Origin of the sequence: Peribacillus sp. V2I11, from assembly GCF_030817135.1 — a bacterium.
GTDB lineage: Bacteria > Bacillota > Bacilli > Bacillales > DSM-1321 > Peribacillus > Peribacillus simplex.
The window spans coordinates 1,968,757-1,987,703 of sequence record NZ_JAUSYW010000001.1 but is presented as its reverse complement, the minus strand read 5'-3'; the positions used below and the strand labels follow the sequence as shown (position 1 = coordinate 1,987,703).

The 18,947-nt window shown below is 37.7% G+C and carries 11 protein-coding genes and 2 pseudogenes; 12 read left to right on the top strand and 1 reads right to left on the bottom strand.

Annotated features, from left to right (window positions below; all coding sequences use genetic code 11):
• Window positions 1–15 precede the first annotated feature (15 nt).
• From nikB to nikE, 4 genes are read left to right on the top strand one after another with little or no spacing between them, the layout of a single operon-like run.
• Window positions 16–960 (top strand): nickel ABC transporter permease subunit NikB, encoded by a 945-nt coding sequence (gene nikB, locus QFZ73_RS09415; RefSeq protein ID WP_251435108.1) that lies wholly within the window; start codon window positions 16–18, stop codon window positions 958–960.
• Window positions 957–1,787, top strand: a complete 831-nt coding sequence (nikC, locus tag QFZ73_RS09410; protein ID WP_251435103.1) for a nickel ABC transporter permease subunit NikC — start codon at window positions 957–959, stop codon at window positions 1,785–1,787. Before nikB ends, nikC begins: the two co-directional genes overlap by 4 nt.
• 18 nt (window positions 1,788–1,805) lie before the next feature.
• The gene (gene nikD / locus QFZ73_RS09405) at window positions 1,806–2,633 is read left to right on the top strand and encodes a nickel import ATP-binding protein NikD (RefSeq protein ID WP_307265606.1); all 828 of its coding nucleotides are present in this window, start codon (window positions 1,806–1,808) and stop codon (window positions 2,631–2,633) included.
• Window positions 2,634–2,666: 33 nt separating this feature from the next.
• On the top strand, window positions 2,667–3,488 hold the full coding sequence (gene nikE, locus QFZ73_RS09400) for a nickel import ATP-binding protein NikE (protein WP_251435097.1): 822 nt from the start codon (window positions 2,667–2,669) through the stop codon (window positions 3,486–3,488).
• A gap of 497 nt (window positions 3,489–3,985) precedes the next feature.
• Here the strand turns inward: nikE and QFZ73_RS09395 are convergent.
• A pseudogene (locus QFZ73_RS09395) lies at window positions 3,986–4,194 on the bottom strand (3-hydroxyisobutyrate dehydrogenase); the annotation flags it as partial.
• Window positions 4,195–4,839: 645 nt separating this feature from the next.
• On the opposite strand from QFZ73_RS09395, the gene QFZ73_RS09390 reads away from it, so the two are divergent.
• From QFZ73_RS09390 to QFZ73_RS09355, 8 genes and pseudogenes are all read left to right on the top strand, one after another.
• Window positions 4,840–5,547, top strand: a complete 708-nt coding sequence (locus tag QFZ73_RS09390) for an SH3 domain-containing protein (RefSeq protein WP_307265602.1) — start codon at window positions 4,840–4,842, stop codon at window positions 5,545–5,547.
• 2,100 nt (window positions 5,548–7,647) lie between these two features.
• A complete protein-coding gene (locus tag QFZ73_RS09385) occupies window positions 7,648–8,379 on the top strand; it encodes a GntR family transcriptional regulator (RefSeq protein WP_307265600.1) in 732 nt (243 codons plus the stop codon).
• On the top strand, window positions 8,372–9,916 hold the full coding sequence (gene gntK, locus QFZ73_RS09380) for a gluconokinase (protein WP_307265598.1): 1,545 nt from the start codon (window positions 8,372–8,374) through the stop codon (window positions 9,914–9,916). Before QFZ73_RS09385 ends, gntK begins: the two co-directional genes overlap by 8 nt.
• A gap of 18 nt (window positions 9,917–9,934) precedes the next feature.
• On the top strand, window positions 9,935–11,281 hold the full coding sequence (locus QFZ73_RS09375; protein WP_076372451.1) for a GntP family permease: 1,347 nt from the start codon (window positions 9,935–9,937) through the stop codon (window positions 11,279–11,281).
• Window positions 11,282–11,359: 78 nt separating this feature from the next.
• The gene (gnd, locus tag QFZ73_RS09370) at window positions 11,360–12,763 is read left to right on the top strand and encodes a decarboxylating NADP(+)-dependent phosphogluconate dehydrogenase (protein ID WP_307265595.1); all 1,404 of its coding nucleotides are present in this window, start codon (window positions 11,360–11,362) and stop codon (window positions 12,761–12,763) included.
• A 1,662-nt stretch (window positions 12,764–14,425) separates the two neighbouring features.
• Window positions 14,426–14,611 (top strand): annotated as a pseudogene (locus QFZ73_RS09365) (IS3-like element ISBth8 family transposase); the annotation flags it as partial.
• A gap of 105 nt (window positions 14,612–14,716) precedes the next feature.
• Window positions 14,717–15,409 (top strand): hypothetical protein, encoded by a 693-nt coding sequence (locus QFZ73_RS09360; RefSeq protein WP_251435083.1) that lies wholly within the window; start codon window positions 14,717–14,719, stop codon window positions 15,407–15,409.
• A gap of 38 nt (window positions 15,410–15,447) precedes the next feature.
• The gene (locus tag QFZ73_RS09355) at window positions 15,448–18,633 is read left to right on the top strand and encodes a biotin/lipoyl-containing protein (RefSeq protein WP_307265592.1); all 3,186 of its coding nucleotides are present in this window, start codon (window positions 15,448–15,450) and stop codon (window positions 18,631–18,633) included.
• Window positions 18,634–18,947: the final 314 nt, after the last annotated feature.

Sequence of the window (18,947 nt, the reverse complement as noted above, 5' to 3'; positions counted from 1 at the left end):
TACAGGAGGGTTTTCATGGGCACTTATATCTTGAAACGAATTATGGCCATTATTCCCATCTTTCTTTTGGCCACTCTTCTAACGTTTGGAATGATTCACCTTTCACCCGTGGACCCGGCTGAGGCATATTTATCTGCAGCACATATCCAATCCACAGATGAGATATTGGCTCAGAAAAGACATGAGTTTGGCTTAGATCAACCCCTCCATGTTCAATATGTAAATTCTATTATTAAGATATGCCAATTTGATTTTGGCATATCTTATCTTTCGAATAAACCTGTTTGGGACGAGGTTACATATCGAATGCCAGCGACCATTCAGTTAGCTTTAGGTAGCATCATATTAGCTATCCTGGTCAGTGTCCCTCTTGGATTTTTGGCAGGCATTAAGAAAAACAGTGGTATTGACCATTTTAGTCGCCTTCTCTCTTTTTTCGGGGCGTCCATCCCTTCTTTTTGGCTTGGTTATTTATTGATTTTTTTCTTTTCTGTTAAACTCGACCTATTTCCTGTCGAAGGAATCGGGACTTGGCAACATCTGGTTCTTCCTTCCGTTACTTTAGCTTTGCCATTAATAGCTTTGTATACTCGACTATTACGTGCTAGCGTTCTTGAAAATTTACAGGAACCTTATGTCCTTTTTGCTCGCACAAGAGGGATTCAGGAAAAAGTCATTATGGGAAAACATGTATTGAGAATAGCCATATCCCCCATGATTACTGGACTGGGGATGAATTTAGGAAAGCTGCTGACTGGAACGATTATCGTCGAAGCGGTCTTTTCCTGGCCAGGATTTGGTCGTTATTTCATTGAGGCTATTTTTAATCGGGATGTTCCTGTCATTCAATGCTATGTGCTTTTAGCTGCGGGACTATTCATTTTTAGCAACTTGATTGTTGACCTAATTCAAATGTGTATCGACCCACGCATCTCCAGAAAAGGAGGGCAACGTCAATGATGACAAGTCTTCGTATTATGATGAGAAGTCAGAAAGTGATTGTCCTTTGTTCGATAATATTGAGCTTCCTATTTATCATCACCATCTTGGCTCCTTGGATTGCACCTAATGATCCTATTGCTGTCAATTTAGCTAATAAACTGCAGCCCTCTTCCTTTGAGTATCCATTAGGAACTGATCATTTAGGAAGATGTACGTTATCACGCATCTTATATGGAGCTCGCATTTCGTTAGGATTTGCCACATTAATCTTTATTTCATCTTTAGGAATCGGTTTGATTGTTGGAACCATTGCTGGTTATAAAGGTGGTTGGGTGGACCAGGTGCTAATGAGACTTTGTGATGGTGTTATGGCATTTCCGAATCTTTTGCTCATTCTTGGACTTGTTGGTATATTGGGACCTGGCCTTAAACAAGTCATCATAGCATTGATGCTTGTGCAATGGGTGTATTATGCGAGAATTTTCCGAGGAATGGTACTTAGTCTGAAAGAACAAAACTATATAGCGGCAGCTAAAATAAGCGGTTCTTCTCAATGGAAGATAATAAGGAAACATATTGTTCCAAATGTACTCCCTCCGCTCGCTGTTATGGGTACATTAGAAATGGGTTGGGCCATCATGGATATATCGGCTATGTCGTTTCTAGGTTTAGGTGTGCAACCCCCTACACCAGAATGGGGAGCAATGATTCATGAAGGGAAATCGTATATTCGGACGAATCCAGAATTAATGCTATATCCAGGTTTGATGATTATGCTCGTTGTCGTCACCTTCAATTTATTAGGCGAAGCGTTATCAGAACGTTTTGGAGTCAAACGTCGTTAATAAAAAGGAATGAGAAGATTGGGAACAGAACGATCGAATGTATTAAAAGTGAGCGATCTACATGTACAAGTACAAACAAATGATGGTGCTTCCACCCTCGTTCAGGATATTAGTTTTGAACTGAAAAAAGGGAAGGTACTGGGTCTTGTTGGGGAAAGTGGGAGTGGTAAAACCGTTACGAGTATGTCCATTCTGCAGCTTCTTGATCGGAAAACAACGACGATTGAAGGTAACATTACCCTCCAAGGACGAGAACTAAATGGATTAGACGATAAAGAAATACGTGAAATTCGCGGCAAGGATATTGCCTTTATCATGCAAAATCCGATGAATTCATTTACGCCTGTTTTTACAATTGGCAATCAATTTATCGAAATGATCAGGTCCCATACCTCATTGAATAAAAAACAAGCAAAAGAGCTTGCCATCGATGCGATGCAAAATGTAAACCTGCCAAATCCCGCGAAACTATTAAAAAGCTATCCTTTTCAATTGAGTGGAGGTATGCTACAACGCGTGATGATTGCGATGGCTGCATGTTTAAAACCTTCCGTTATTATTGCTGATGAGCCGACAACTGCACTTGACGTTCATAACCAATTACAGGTACTTCGCCACTTGGATAAAATTCGTTCTGAATATGGAACATCCATTTTACTCATTTCTCATGATCTTGGAGTCATTTCTGAAATGGCAGATGATGTAGTCGTTATGCAACATGGCAGAATTGTAGAAACTGCAAATGTGTTTGAACTATTTGATAATCCGCAGCATGAGTATACAAAGAAACTGCTAAATGCCTGCCTTAGCATAAATCTTGAAGAACCTATCGCCCATATGTTGTGATATATAGATTGCATTCTTTTGAGGGGTGAACAAATGAGTTTATTACAAGTAAAAGCAGTAACTCATAGCTATAATTCTCATACGTTTTTTAAATGGAAAGACCATTCTAAAAAAGTACTCACTGACATTTCCCTCTCTATTGACGAAGGAACATGTTTAGGACTACTCGGAACGAGTGGAGCTGGAAAAAGCACATTAGGAAAAGTGATTCTTGGCTTGGAACGTCCACAGCAAGGACAGGTTCTGTTTCAAGGGCATGATATCTATACTGCTGATAAGCATATTCGTCAAAAGATACGCCGAGATCTACAAGTCGTCTTTCAGGATTCGTATTCATCTGTCAATCCACGAATGACAGCCGAGCGTATTATAGGCGAGCCATTAGAAAACTATGAAAAACTAACCGTAGCCGAACAAAAAAGAACCGTTATTGAGTTATTGGAAAAAGTAGGTCTAAGTGAAAAGGATTTAAAAAAATACCCACACCAATTTAGCGGTGGACAATTGCAAAGAATTAATATTGCCAGAGCAATCTCTCTTAAGCCACTGCTAATCGTCTTAGATGAATCCGTAAGCAGTCTGGATATGGTTAATCAAACACTAATTTTAGAATTATTAAGTGAGTTAAAAAAAGAATTCGGCTTATCTTATCTTTTTATTACACATGATATTAAAGCGGCCTATTCAATCGCGGATACTTTGGGTGTACTGGAAAAAGGAGAATTAATCGAGCTTTACGATTCTAAAAATCAGTTTTTTTCGTCAGAACATCCTGTCGTTAAACAGATGAGAGGTTCTATCCTTGCTGGGCATCCACGTTTTCGTTCTCTTCCAACGAGGATTAACAAGACCTAGTCTAGAATATATATTTGTTGATTGGAATTCCTCGATTTCAGTTTGAAAATCGAGGCTCTTGTTTATATTTTTTGGAAGAACATATTGGAGGAGTTGCAGTAGGTAGCATTATTTTTAATACTTTATATTGGTTATTCGTTTTTTTACGAGTTAGCGATGTGGATGTTTCGTTTATTATGAATAACGGGTGCTTTAATTGAATATCCGGCTGCCACCTGGCAGCTTCTTTTACTAATACAAGTTATAAATTGAATAGTTTAAAGTTATAGAGCATTTCGCTGTAGAAGAGGGAATTAAAACACAACCGTACTTAGATTCTGTTTTTGAAAAAAATTGAGATCGGACTGGAAGGGCTTTTGTAATCTCTCAGAATTACCAATAATATTCTGGATTGTTTGGCGGCAAAAAGGAAGAAGACAAACATATTTTTTCACAACTTTATGGGGATATATGGATATACAAAAAGGTACACTTTAAATTGAGTGCACCTTTTTGTTTTATGAATTAGATATTTCTCTGTTCATATTCACAATTCTTTACTTGAGAGGGGTTTGAAGTTAGAAGCTGATAACTTCTCTATTACCTTATCCCGTAGGAATGGGGATTTTTCTTTATTTGCTTTTTCCAATGCTTTTGTTAGTTCTTCTTTTGTTAGTTCTGTGCAGTATCCAGAAGTTCCTGGCTGTTGTCTCCACGAATCACTTAAACACTTAGGTGGATTAATGGAATTGGTTTCAATAATCGGCCAGCCGCTTTTAGTAGAAAAGGACTCAGAGCTGGTTATGTAAAAGAGCCTATGAATTATGATGGATTTCTGCTCTTTTCAAGCACTGCGATAGAAAATATACACAAAGTTATTCTAGAAAGCCTGCGATGATAGAATATCATGTATCTAGTGATGGAAATCATCGAACGTTATGGGCTAAATCAGTGGGTGCAGACTATATTAGAGCTAGAGTATACTACTATAAGTTACTATCTTATCAAGCATGACAATTATAAGAGGGTACAATTTAACTTAAGTGATTATACGAAAATTTGTGCGAGTGTGTAACTTGCAACAAAAAAGGGGAATCTTGAGGTTAAGGCTGGCCAGTTTTTTCTAAAGGCACGGGACCAGCCGCCAGGCCCAACCAGTTGTAACATCCACAATGGATAGGTATAGATAGAGGCTATGCAAGAAAAGGAAGGTAAGCGAATAGATTATTTAATCCTATATGGAAACAGAAGAAAGGAAAAGGAAATCTTATCGCTATCCCTAACAACTTCTGGATAGGCTATACTCATCTAGACAGAAAATTTAAGGTCAGGTAGACTACAGATACAACTAGTTATAGAAAAGAGGTCCGATATGCGACGTGATATACAACTGAATGAACGAGCTTTCTCTTCCAAGGAAGTGGCAGAAGAAGTGGGTATTGCAACTCCCACTGTTCGAAAGTATGGTCAAATCTTGGAGCGGAATGGATATGAGTTTTTGAAAGATGGAGATCGACGTATCTTTGTTCAATCTGACATCGTAGCGCTTATAGCGCTACGCGATACGGACAGGCCCCTAGACGATACAGCAAAAGACCTTGTATATCAACAAAAAGAAAGATTAGAAGGATCCAATGAAACACAGATAGCGATACCCGATACATATGAAAATTCACCCCACGATCCCAATCAATTAAACGAGGTCTTAATGTTTTTAGTCAATGAACTCGCAGCCACACGTGAAATGAATGTCCAACTGACAAACGATATGTCCCAGCTTAAAACAAAGGTTTCCCGGCTCCAGCAAGATCATCATGTTATAAGTTCTAGTATTGGAAATTCAGCGCAAAGAACTAATGCTAAAATTGAACAATTAACTGAACAACAAAATACCCAATACGAAACATTGCTGGAACAAGAAAAACAAAAAAGTGAACTCTTACAAAAAGAAATACAAAATATGCGGGACGAACAGAAAAAAGAATGGAGTTCACAAAATGAATTTAATAAACGTTTAGAAGAGGCTATACAAAAACGTTCCGAAAAATGGCGGGGGCTTTTTTCCATATTTAGAAAATAAGGTGACTGTTAAGGTTTTTTGCCTAGCTGTGTATTGATTTGTGGAGCAAATTATTGATGTAGAAACGTTTGATAAATATTTTTTAAATAAATAATGATGGATAAAAGCATTGAGATGCGAATCCATAAAACTTTAAAAAATTCATAGTGCCATATATGATTCGCGCAGCTGAAACATAGATTTTAAGAAAGAATATTTCAACTTTGCAGGATTTGGTACCTACTATATAAGAGCTTGACGATACCAATGTATCGGACGTTCTACCAAAGGCAAACGAAGGCTCAATTGAAATTCATTGAAGATTTGTTTAAGCGATATGCGTCTAAAACAAAATACACAATTTGAAGCAAGCAAAAAAGGTAGTTTGATAAAATGGGAGTTGAAAAGGTTAAGAACTTGTATTCAAAAACAAGAGTCATCCTTACTAGAGTTCCTCCAGACAGGGATTGAGCGGCACTTTTTTTTTGTTTCATATCGCTGGACGATATAACTTGCAAATAAATTCGAAACCTTTAGGTTTAATAGAAAAGCGGCGGTCGATATGCACACATGATATACATCCGAATGAACGAGTATTTTTTTTCTAAGAAAGTGGAAGAAGAAGTGGGGATGCAACACCTACCGTTCTTAGAACGAAACGGATATGAGTTTTTAAGATGGAGGTTGCCTATCTTTATTCAATCTGACATCGAAGCGCATATAGCGTTACGCGATACGGACAAGTCCCTAGAGAGTACAGGTAAAGACCTTGTGTATCTACAAAAAGATAGATTAGATGAACCTAATGAAACAGAGATAGCATACCCGATATATATGAAAACTTAACCCATAATTCCCAACAAATAAAAGAGACTTTGATTGTTTTAACCAATGAACTCGCAGCTACACAAGAAATGAACGTCCACTGACAAACGATATGTCTCAGCTTAAAACAACGGTTTCCTAGCTCTAGCAAGATCCATGTCCTTAATAGTGTTCCTCAAGAAAGGGGCTTATCGCTTCTTTTTTGTGTTTCGTATCGCTGGGCGATATAACATGAAAGCAAATCCACAGAACCTTCATCTTTAAATAGAAAGGAGGTCCGATATGCAAAATGATATACATCCGAATAAATGAGCATCCTCTTCAAAGGAAGTGGCAAAGAAGTGGAGATGCAAAATTAATGTTCGAAAGTATGTTTAAAACTTAGAACGAAATGGATGAAATGTGGAAATTTACATAGCTTCGTATAAAGAAAAAGAAAGATTAGAAGGAACCAATGAAACAGAGATAGCGATACCCGATACATATGACAATTTAACCCATGTTCTCATTCAATTAAAAGAGAGCTAAATTTTTTAACCAATGAACTCGCAGCTACGTGTGAAATGAACATCTGACTGACAAACGATATGTCACATCACTATTTTCAAATTTCAACAATTTCCCGAGAAATAACTACAAATTCTGAGTAGATATCGACAAAATTAGAAGCTTCTAAAAGATGTAGTAAAACATAAGTACATTGAAAAGGCTAAATATGACTAAATTCTTAGCCAGGCACACTTATTGGGTACAATTGATATCTATGCAATAATTATTGCAGGATTTTCAGAAAAAGTTGCAAAGATATATTTTTATGATGGCTAGATTTCTTACTTACTTTACTAGTAATACGATCAGTAAGAGTTGACTTTAGCTTTGATAGTAGGGTATTAGCAAAAATTACAAACAACAAAGCAGTGATCCCAATTTTAGGGATGCACTGCTTTGTTGTTTGTAGATATTCTACGCATTCATCATTAGCTCGATATCTTCTTACCATTTCGTAAATCAAAATCAGAATGATCCTGAACCCTTTCGATTTTACCAACCAAGAAAATGTAGGACAGGGCTCCTGCAAAGGTTATACAAGCAAAAGCGCATGGTGAGGAATGCAATGGAAAAAAATAATACCAAGTATTCATAAGTTATTTTTGCACCAAAACCTTCTAAACTCCCAACAAACTTTGACTATATTAACGAGAATCCAGTTGAATTCAAAAAGCTTGCATTACTAATTATTTTAAGATTATAATACTTGTATACAAGTGTACTTGAACTCTACAAGAAGGTGAATTTATGGTTGAATCAAAGGAATTTCTTTATCCTATAAAATGGCTTTCAAAAGCTTCAGCTGGTGATCGTGTAACATCCGAGCTTAGAATGCGTATTATTTCGGGGATGATTGAAAGCGGTACCATACTATCTGAAAATAAATTAGCTGCTGACTTTGGCGTTAGCCGCTCACCAGTTCGTGAAGCGTTAAAAATACTGGCATCTGAAAATATCATCCGATTAGAAAGAATGGGTGCGGTTGTCATTGGTTTAACAGAAAAAAAATATGCAGAAATATATGATGTACGGATACTCATCGAGACGTTTGTATTTGAACGCCTAGTAAAGGTGGACACTAGTGAGTTAGTAATGGAACTTAGTAAAACACTGGAAATGATGAAAATTTCCATAAAATACAGAGATGCTGATGAGTTTTCCTATCAGGATGTCCTGTTCCACGAAACGATCATTCGGTCCATCAATCATTCCTACATACTGATGATCTGGGATAATTTAAAACCTGTGATGGAAAGTTTGATTCTTCTATCCATGCGTTGTCGTTTTAAAGAAAAGTATGAAGACTTTACACGGATCATTAATAATCATCAACTTTATATTGATGCGATCAGAACAAAAGATCGAGACCTCATGATTAAGTCGTTACATGTAAACTTTGATGATGTTCAAGGGGAAGTTGAAGACTTATGGATGGCCCAACAGATGCTTTCAAAAGGAGTCGAACAAGAAAATGACTAGCTATATGTTAGGTGTAGACATCGGTACAACAAGTACAAAAGCTGTATTATTTACGAAAAAAGGCGATGTCATTCAGCAAGAGAATGTTGGCTATCCCCTTTACACACCGGATATGACAACAGCGGAACAAGACCCTGAGGAGATTTTCCAGGCTGTTCTGAAAGCCTTTTCAAATATAACGAAACAGCATCCAGATAAAAAACTATCATTTATTTCATTTAGCAGTGCGATGCATAGTGTTATAGCTATGGATGAAAATGACCAGCCGCTAACCCGTTGTATCACTTGGGCAGATAATCGCAGTGAAGCTTGGGCCCATAAAATAAAAGATGAATTAAATGGGCATGAAGTTTACAAACGGACTGGAACACCGATACACCCGATGTCACCATTATCCAAAATCACCTGGATTGTGAATGATCGTCCAGAGATCGCAACCAAAGTTAAAAAATATATCGGAATTAAAGAATATATCTTTAAAAAGTTCTTTGATCAATATGTTGTCGATTATTCCCTTGCTTCATCCATGGGCATGTTGAATCTCAAAAACTTGGATTGGGATGAGGAAGCCCTAAGAATTGCTGGAATAACGCGTGATCAATTATCTGAACTCGTACCAACAACAAAGATCTTTAACAACTGTGACCCGGATTTAGCCAAACAAATTGGGATTGATCAACAAACCTCCTTTGTCATTGGGGCAAGTGATGGTGTCCTTTCAAATCTAGGTGTAAACGCTATCCGGAAAGGCGAAATCGCTGTCACGATTGGGACAAGCGGTGCGATTCGGACGATTATTGACGAGCCGAAAACAGACGAAAAAGGAAGAATCTTTTGCTATGCCTTAACGGAAAAGCATTGGGTGATTGGCGGGCCGGTAAACAATGGAGGGATGGTCCTTCGCTGGATTCGTGATGAGTTTGCTTCTTCCGAGGTAGAAACAGCTAAAAGGCTCGGAATCGACGCTTATGAAGTCTTAACCAAGATTGCCGAACGTGTTAGACCAGGCGCTGATGGATTGCTATTCCATCCATATCTTGCAGGTGAACGTGCACCATTATGGAACCCAGACGTACGGGGTTCATTTTTCGGATTAACACTGTCGCATAAGAAGGAACATATGATTCGAGCGGCTCTAGAAGGAGTCATTTACAATTTATACACAGTATTTTTAGCCTTAACCGAATGCATGGACGGTCCCGTGACCCGAATTCAAGCTACGGGAGGCTTCGCAAGGTCGGCTGTTTGGCGGCAAATGATGTCCGATATCTTCGAATCGGAAGTCGTGGTTCCAGAAAGCTATGAAAGTTCGTGCTTGGGCGCTTGTATATTAGGATTATATGCCACCGGGGAAATTGATTCCTTCGAAGTAGTTTCTGACATGATAGGCAATACCCACAAGCACACACCGAAAGATGATTCTGTAAAAGAATATAGGCAGCTACTGCCGATTTTTATTAACCTATCAAGGGTATTGGGAAACGAATATACACAGATTGCGAATTATCAAAGAAACTTAATAAATGCTACAAATTAAAGACAAGGAGGAATTACAATGCCATTAGTTATTGTCGCTTTAGGAATTGTCGCTTTATTAATTTTAATAATGGGCTTAAAATTAAACACCTTTATTTCCTTGATCATTGTATCGTTTGGAGTAGCTTTAGCACTTGGGATGCCACTTGATGGAATTGTCAAAACCATTGAAGCTGGATTAGGCGGAACACTTGGTCACTTAGCGTTGATCTTTGGTCTTGGGGCGATGTTGGGTAAATTAATCGCAGATTCAGGCGGCGCGCAGCGCATTGCCATGACCCTTGTTAAAAAATTCGGTGAAAAGAATATTCAATGGGCAGTCGTAGCAGCATCATTTATTATCGGTGTCGCGTTATTTTTTGAAGTGGGATTAGTATTATTAATTCCAATCGTATTTGCCATTTCAAGAGAATTAAAAGTTTCGATATTATATCTTGGTATTCCAATGGTAGCGGCATTATCCGTAACTCACGGTTTCTTACCGCCGCATCCAGGACCAACCGTTATCGCTGGTGAATATGGTGCAGACATTGGTCAGGTTTTACTTTACGGCTTCATTATTGCGGTTCCAACCGTTATTTTAGCTGGACCAGTATTTACGAAGATAGCTAAAAGATTAGTACCTGAATCATTTACGAAAACAGGCAGCATTGCTTCTTTAGGAGAACAAAAATCATTTAAACTTGAAGAAACACCTGGATTTGGAATCAGTGTATTTACCGCTTTACTTCCGGTTATATTAATGTCAATTGCTACGATTATCACTTTGATGCAAAAAACAATGGGCTTTGAAGACAATGGTCTACTTGCAGCTATCCGTTTTATTGGTGAAGCCGGTACTTCCATGTTGCTTTCCTTATTATTTGCGGTCTATTCAATGGGATTAGCAAGAAAGATTCCAATGAAAGATATTATGGAATCTTGTACATCGGCAATCTTGCATATTGGAATGATGCTCTTAATCATAGGGGGCGGCGGAGCCTTCAAGCAAGTATTGATCGACGGCGGTGTAGGTGACTATGTAGCTGAATTATTCAAAGGAACATCATTATCACCAATCTTACTTGCCTGGATCATCGCGGCAATCCTGCGTATTTCCTTAGGGTCTGCAACCGTTGCTGCTTTAACGACAGCTGGTTTAGTTATTCCGATGTTAGGTCAGACGGACGTTAACCTTGCTCTAGTTGTACTTGCTACAGGAGCGGGAAGTTTAATCGCTTCACACGTCAACGATGCTGGTTTCTGGATGTTTAAAGAGTATTTTGGTTTAAGCATGAAAGAAACATTTGCAACATGGACCTTGCTTGAGACGATTATTTCAGTAGCTGGATTAGGATTTATTCTATTACTAAGCTTATTTGTATAGGCTTTTCCCGGCAGTAAATCCCCCACTTATGGCAGGGATTTACTGCCTATTATTCTTACATAAAAGGAGCAGAAATAAATGTTCAATACAATTGGTGTCATCGGTTTAGGGGTCATGGGCAGTAATATCGCTTTAAATATGGCTAGTAAAGGGGAACAAGTAGCTGTCTATAACTACACAAGAGATTTAACGGATCAGCTTGTTGCTAAATTGGACAGTCAGTCGCTCCATCCGTATTACGAAATCCAAGACTTTGTTCAGTCACTGGAAACTCCAAGAAAGATTTTTCTAATGGTGACTGCGGGTAAACCGATTGACTCGGTGATCAATTCATTACTTCCTCATCTTGAATCAGGCGATATTATCATGGACGGCGGTAACTCCCATTATGAAGATACTGAACGCAGATATGATGAATTGAAATTTAAAGGAATCAGTTATCTAGGAATTGGTATTTCTGGTGGAGAAGTCGGGGCGTTAAAAGGACCATCAATCATGCCAGGTGGAGATAAAGGCGCCTATGAAAAAGTAGCTCCGATTCTGACAAAAGTTGCAGCCAAAGTAAATGATGACCCTTGCTGTACCTATATCGGTCCAAAAGGAGCAGGTCACTTTGTAAAAATGGTACATAACGGGATTGAGTATGCAGATATGCAATTAATCGCCGAAGCTTATACGTTTTTAAGAGAAAAGTTGCATTTGGAAGTTAATGAAATTGCGGACATCTTTGAAACATGGAATCAAGGTGAACTGAAAAGTTATTTAATCGAAATCACAGCCGAAATTTTAAGGAAAAAAGATGAAGTAACGGGCTTACCCTTGATCGATGTGATTCTTGATAAAGCAGGACAAAAAGGCACAGGTAAATGGACCAGCATGCAAGCGATTAATAACGGAATACCAGCATCGATTATTACAGAGTCTTTGTTTGCCCGTTACATTTCCGCTTTAAAAGAAGAACGGGTTAATGCAGAAAATATTCTAACAGGCCCTGAGAACGTTCAGCAAAAATTAGATAAAAATGAGTGGATTGACTATATTAGACAAGCATTATATATGGGAAAAGTCTGTGCATACGCACAAGGTTTCACTCAATATAAAATGACTTCTGAACTTTACGGCTGGGATTTGCCTTTAAAGGATATTGCGCTGATTTTCCGCGGTGGTTGCATCATTCGTGCCGAATTTTTAAACATCATTAGCGAAGCCTATCAAGAGCAGCCGAATCTGGCTAATTTATTAATCTCACCATATTTTGCTGAAAAGGTTACAGGTTATCAGGTAGGATTGCGAAAGGTTGTTTGTGAGGGAATAAATTCCGGTATCTCGTTTCCATGTTTAAGCGCTTCACTTACTTATTACGATAGTTATCGAACAGGCATTTCAAATGCTAACCTTTTGCAAGCACAACGTGATTATTTTGGAGCACATACCTATGAACGACGTGATTTAGCGGGAGTCTTTCACACAAACTGGCAGTGATAGAGTGACAAAAGGAACAGTCATTCCTCAATAACCGTTCTTGAATTTGAGACAGATACTTTACTTCAATAAGAGAGTTGCTTTGGCAGCTCTTTTCCTTATGTAACAAAAGGGGCAGGGTAGTGGATAAAGGAATTTTAGTTATGGCAAAAAGATTTATTATGTTATTTCCAATCAGCAAACGAAGTAAACACAAATTTTAACCCTGGGATAACTTCTACGAAAAGAGGGAAAGTCTAGGTGGAAACATTTATGGGCAAATAATAATGTTTTTGGGGGAGGTTTAATACTCAGGTTAGGTGGTATATAATGGATATCAGTTTATAGCGGTTTATTCCCCTGCTACCTTAAATGGCCGGGGTTCTTTACGAAAGAGTATCGTTTCATGAATAATGTCTGCAAGTAACACATATTCTTCATTTGATTATTACCAATTATTTCTGGATAGAGAAGGAGTGATATATCATGAGGCAAATGTGTATTTACTGTTTTAAATGGGCTGACATAGATACCATGACACCAATTTTTGAACAAGGTAGAGAGTTCGTCAATTATTATTGCGAAGATTGTGTTACTGCTGTTATGGATAATTTGTTTAAGCTCCCATACAAACATGTATGCGAACAATCAAGAACCCACTAGCATCAAGCAATGCGATTTAAAAGTTAAGCGATTGCGCTGAAACAGCAAAACTAGAGGCCATCTCAAACGAGAAGGGCTTTTTTTGTTCGGGTTTGTCCTCTTATTAATAATAACGCATTTTAATTTAAGCTAGTCGAACCCTTGTGAAATAAATATTGATATATAGTCCTTTTTTTATCCATTACTTTCTTTTTTATTTAAAGATGAATGGGGAGATTAAATCTCCTGGTTATAGGGGGGAACGAGGAATCAGTAATGAGTACTCACCTAACATATATTTAAAGTTGAAGGCCTCCCACAGTTTACTGTGTGGGAGGCCTTTTCTTCATGCGAGAATGGAGCTTCATCTTTGTTTGAACATGGATATCGATAATGAATATTAATGTAACTGCAAGTAATTATCTTCAACTAATTTGTATCCAGTAAGCAGATGGTTTAACCCTAGTTATTTCAACCCACTTAAACAATAGGATCATACCGAATATTATTAAGTAGTACTTATGAGGTAGTATATCGGAGTGAGGAAAGATTAAATTTGATGCATGATTTAATTAATGAATTTGGATTAGATATCAACAAAATAGATCTTGTATACAACAGATGGGTAACTATATAAAGTTATAGTAATTTGTCGTTAGCTTTAACAATATTGCTCTTTATTTCTTGTGTATCGATTTTTATCAAAATAAAAACAGTTAAAGAAACTAAAGCATTTAAGGAGAAGATTAACCTGTTAAAGGAATTCCATGTTTGTTATACTCTTGACGCTGATGTTAAGTGGGAGAAAATAAAAAAAGGATTGAGTAGTAAAAAAGAAGACGTTTTACAAGAAGTCTTAAAAAAGATGGAACACTGCGAGTATTTTATTGTAAAAAGTGATAGTAAGCATCATATTATCAATACATCTTTAATACGTTATATACGTATTTTTGATGGAAATAAGTAATCTCACTACTGCTTTCTTAGAATATAAGTTATGTTTGTATTCTCCTAACAGTCTATCTGTGAGGGGATTTTTCTATGGCGAAAAAGGGGCAAACCTTTCATACATATACAGAAGAATTAAAGCGGAAAGTTACCGAAAGTGAGCACAAATAGCGAATTAGGTAAAGAAAGTTCAAAATAATGAGCCATTAGAAGACCAGCGTGGTATATGGAACCGTAAGAATTTTACTATCTAAAGCACAGGTGGACTATTTAAAAAAGCGCAATCCAAATGTGCAGAGAAGGTATATTTGGTACGCCCAAAAACAGCAGAGCAAGCTTATGTAGCTATTCAGGGTTGGTTAACACTTTGAAAGGAGTGTAAAGATGAATAAAGAATTAGATGATGGTTTTATTGGGGCATTAATGGTTTCCCTTCAAGACGAAAGGGTCATTGAAAAGATAAAAGAAATAGCAGAAGCGGGCTCGTTTAGTCAAATGGGGGAACATAAGGAGCTGCTGAGAGAAAAAGAAGAAGAAATTGCAAAGCTCCAACAAGAGATTGATTCGAAAAATGAGGAAATTAGTGAGTACCAAATAATGATCCACCATCTAAATGAGAAAATGGAATCCTATTTTAATGAATTGCAAAAGAGAAGAGCAGACTATCGGGAAGCAGAAGAACTTTACGAAGCTGTTCAACAATTATCCGAAACCACTAAATGTTCCTTAAAAGGAATCTTCAAGGGAGGTTCGGTTCAGGAATTTATTGTCTGTGGTGTGCAATATGAAAACATTTCTTCTTTGTGGGATTTTATTAAAAACGAGATTTTGGAAGGACGAGAGAAGGAAAGAGAGATTTTGCTCGCCCTTTTTCTGTATTTCTTTCAAGAGTACAGTAAAACATACGATACCCCTTTATATAAAATACAGGAAGTGAAAATGAATGAGCTCTTCAGAGAAGACTTGTACATAAGAGCCCTTAATAGCAAAATATCCGGGAACATTACGGACATCCTGCTGCCAGGATATATAAGCATTAATGGTAAAACCATTAAAAAATCCGTTGTGAGAATCTAGCAGGCGAAAAAGAGAATGATAATAAAGGAGAAATAACAATGACATCGATTATTATCCCAGAGATTGAAGAAGGCATTGAAAAAGTCCTTCTTGTGCAATGGTATAAACAGCCAGGCGATTATATTACGGTGGGCGAAAGCTTAGCCAAATTCAGCTGTGAGGGCATCGAATTTGACCTCTTTTCAGAAAAAGAAGGTACCCTTAAAGAATTGCATGTAGCGGAGGACACTATAGCCAAGATTGGTGATCTGATATGTTATTTGGATTCTGGTGAAGCTCTTTCAGGAGAATTATTAAAAGAAGTTGAAAAACAAGAAACAATAGAAGATAAAGAGCCCCTTGAGAATGTAACAAGTTTAGCTGAAAAAAATAACATAGACAGTTCTATTTACTTAATGAATAAGAACGAAGAGCAGGTTCTAGTCTCACCTGACTCCCAAACCGTTCCGGTCTCTGCCATTTCAATGACTTATAAAGAAGTGAGATCTTTAATCAGCCATTTATATCAGAGTGCAGAAGAAACCTTTTTTAAGGATGAAGCGAGCTTCTTTCAAGACATTAAAAAGATGCTCCGTTCCAGATGGGTTTACATGAATAACGGGAATGTTATATATGATCATAACATTGCAGCTTTATTTCCTTATAGAAAATACTATGAATTAGTGGACGAAGATTTTGACTACAAAAAGCATCTGGACGTTTCCGGTTTCATAGGTGATGCCATGACACGGGAAGAAGCTGCCAAAAGTTTCAATACAACCGATCACCCTGTATATAAGAGAATAATAGCTTTAGATGATTACTCCACGAGTAAAAATCCTTCCATTTCAAGGATATTTGCCAATCAAACGGCGAACTCTTCTAAATCAATAGCTTTTAAATTCAACGGGTACGACATTCAAAGTTTCGATGTGGTAAATCAAAAAACCAATTTGCTAGGAAAAGGATTTTTCGTTCCTATTTTCCGTTTAAATGGGGAAAATGCCTTTGAAATCAATGATCAAATGGCTCTCAAACTCTGGCTGGAAAACCGATTGGTACCAAGTGGATTAAGCGCAGAACGCCAGAAGGAGTATGATTATTTGCTGGCATTGTATCAATTAAAGGGTTTAGATCATGAAAGTTTTCTAAAAGAATTGCCATCAATCGCTATCGATTCCAAGACGTTTTATGAGAAGCTTTTAAACTCTGAAAAAGTAAGAGCTGATATTGATACATATGATGAAAAGATGTTAATAGATCCAAACCGAGGACATTGGGATTTATGGCCTGTCGAATCTGATGAAAAACCTTTAACGATAAAACTGAACGAAGAAATAATGGCCAGAAACCCTAAAATGGATATTAGGGAGGACGGCATAGTTGGCATTGATTTTGGAACGAAAAGTACAGTGGTCGTTCATCAAGAGGAAAGTGATTTTACTCTTCCCATGCGTATTGGGGTTGGCTACCTTAACACGGAAGTACAAGACTGGCATTATGAAAATCCAACCGTGATTGAATTTATTGATTTAGAACATTTCCTGGAGATTTATCAAGAAAAAGAAGGAAGACCAGATACAAGGTGGCAGGATGTGACGGTTTCCCACAATGCCCTTAACAACTTGATGAATGGAAAGAGTGACCATTATTATTCCATATTGAATAATCTAAAGCAGTGGGCTGGAGAAAAGAGAAACGAACTCCGATTAAAAGACAAGAGGGGATATGCGGTTGTACTGCGTTCCTTTCTGGATTTAACCGATCAGGAAATCAACCCAATTGAGTTATACGCCTACTACCTCGGTTTGTATATCAATAACCAGAACAATGGAATTTACCTGGACTACACCTTATCTTTCCCGGTGACGTATGAAAAAGAGGTAAGGGAAAAAATTCTAAAGTGTTTTGAGCGTGGGTTAAAAAAGACGCTTCCTATGCCGATTCAGCAGGATGAAGAATTAATGAAAAAGTTTCGTGTTACCGCTGGGGCGAGTGAACCTGCTGCCTATGCCGTTTGTGCGTTACAGGAATACGGGTTTGAACCGGAAGAGGATGAAAAAACGTACTATGGCGTGTTTGATTTTGGTGGAGGAACGACAGATTTTGATTTTGGTATTTGGCGTGAAGCAGGCTTGAAAGAAAGCAGATATGATTATGTCATCGAGCATTTTGCAGCGGGCGGGGACCGTTATTTAGGTGGAGAGAACATGCTAGAGCTTTTGGCGTTCCAAGTGTTTAAAAACAACCAAAGAACAATGCGTGGGCTAAACATTCCTTTTACTCTCCCAGCAGAATGTGTGAAATTTCCCGGAAGTGAAACGCTGATTAATGAGTCACAAGAATCCTATTTAAATACGAAACAATTGGTAGAAAAATTAAGGCCACTTTGGGAAAGACATGAACGGTATGAAGAACAGTTTGGAAAAGGCATGATCCGGGCAGACTTGTTTGACAAAGCCGGCCACGCAAAACTAAATGTGGAACTTTTGATCGATCAAGATGAAATGGAACAACTGATTGAGGAAAGAATTGAAAAAGGCATTAAAAATTTCTTTGAGTCATTAAGGCGCGCTTTTGCCCGGTCAGAACCCGGCAAAATTAGTAAAGTAAATATACTGCTTGCGGGTAATTCAAGTAAATCCCCGGTCGTTATGAATTTATTTAATAAATGGATTGAAAGGGAAGTACAGAACACTCAAAACTGGGGAGAAGTGTCTGATAATCTTTTTGAGATTCTTCCACCACTTGGGACAGAAGGCGCTTATTTAAAGCAAGAAGAGAGAAACAGAGTGGTTAACCGAGATATTTTAACAGCTCCTACAGGAAAAACAGGCGTTGCTTTTGGACTTGTACAAAGCAGAAAAGGCGGAAGCATAAAAGTCATTGACCGCGATATGGTGAATGGCGAATCAAAATTCAAGTATTTTCTTGGCATCGGGAGAAAAGGGAAATTAAAAACAGTGATTGATCAAGAGGAAGAGTATAACATATGGCATCTTTTCATTGATGCGTCAGAAGAAGATTTTGAAATTTATTACACTAGCCTTCCGGAAGCTAGTACCAACCAGCTTGAAATTAAGCAGGCACAGAGGAAAAAGCTTCGAATTGAGCATGCAGATGATTCAGCTTTTGTTTATATTCGAACCATAAGCCCGACTGTTATTGAATATGTTGTTGCAGATGAAGACTCGATTTTAAATGGGGTTTATTTAAGTGAAATTACTAAAGTGGAATTAAGCTGATCTTTGACTTAAAAAATTCAGGAAGATATGTTAAACGAAAAATATTTTCGTAAACACACAACAGATATAAAGATGGGTTACCCATGACAATCCATGTATATGCTGATATACTGCAACAAATGAGACGTGAGATAGCTGAAAGTGCACGAAGACGATTACACCACGTATTAAATTTAGGATATGAATAAATAAAGAAGCTATTTGAGTGTTATAAATGGTAGATGTCCCAACCTGGTGCATCGGTTAAGGTTTTATGTAAAAGGGCCTGAGTGGAAAACAACTCACTTTAAAGTTGAAGGCCTCCCCAGTTTACT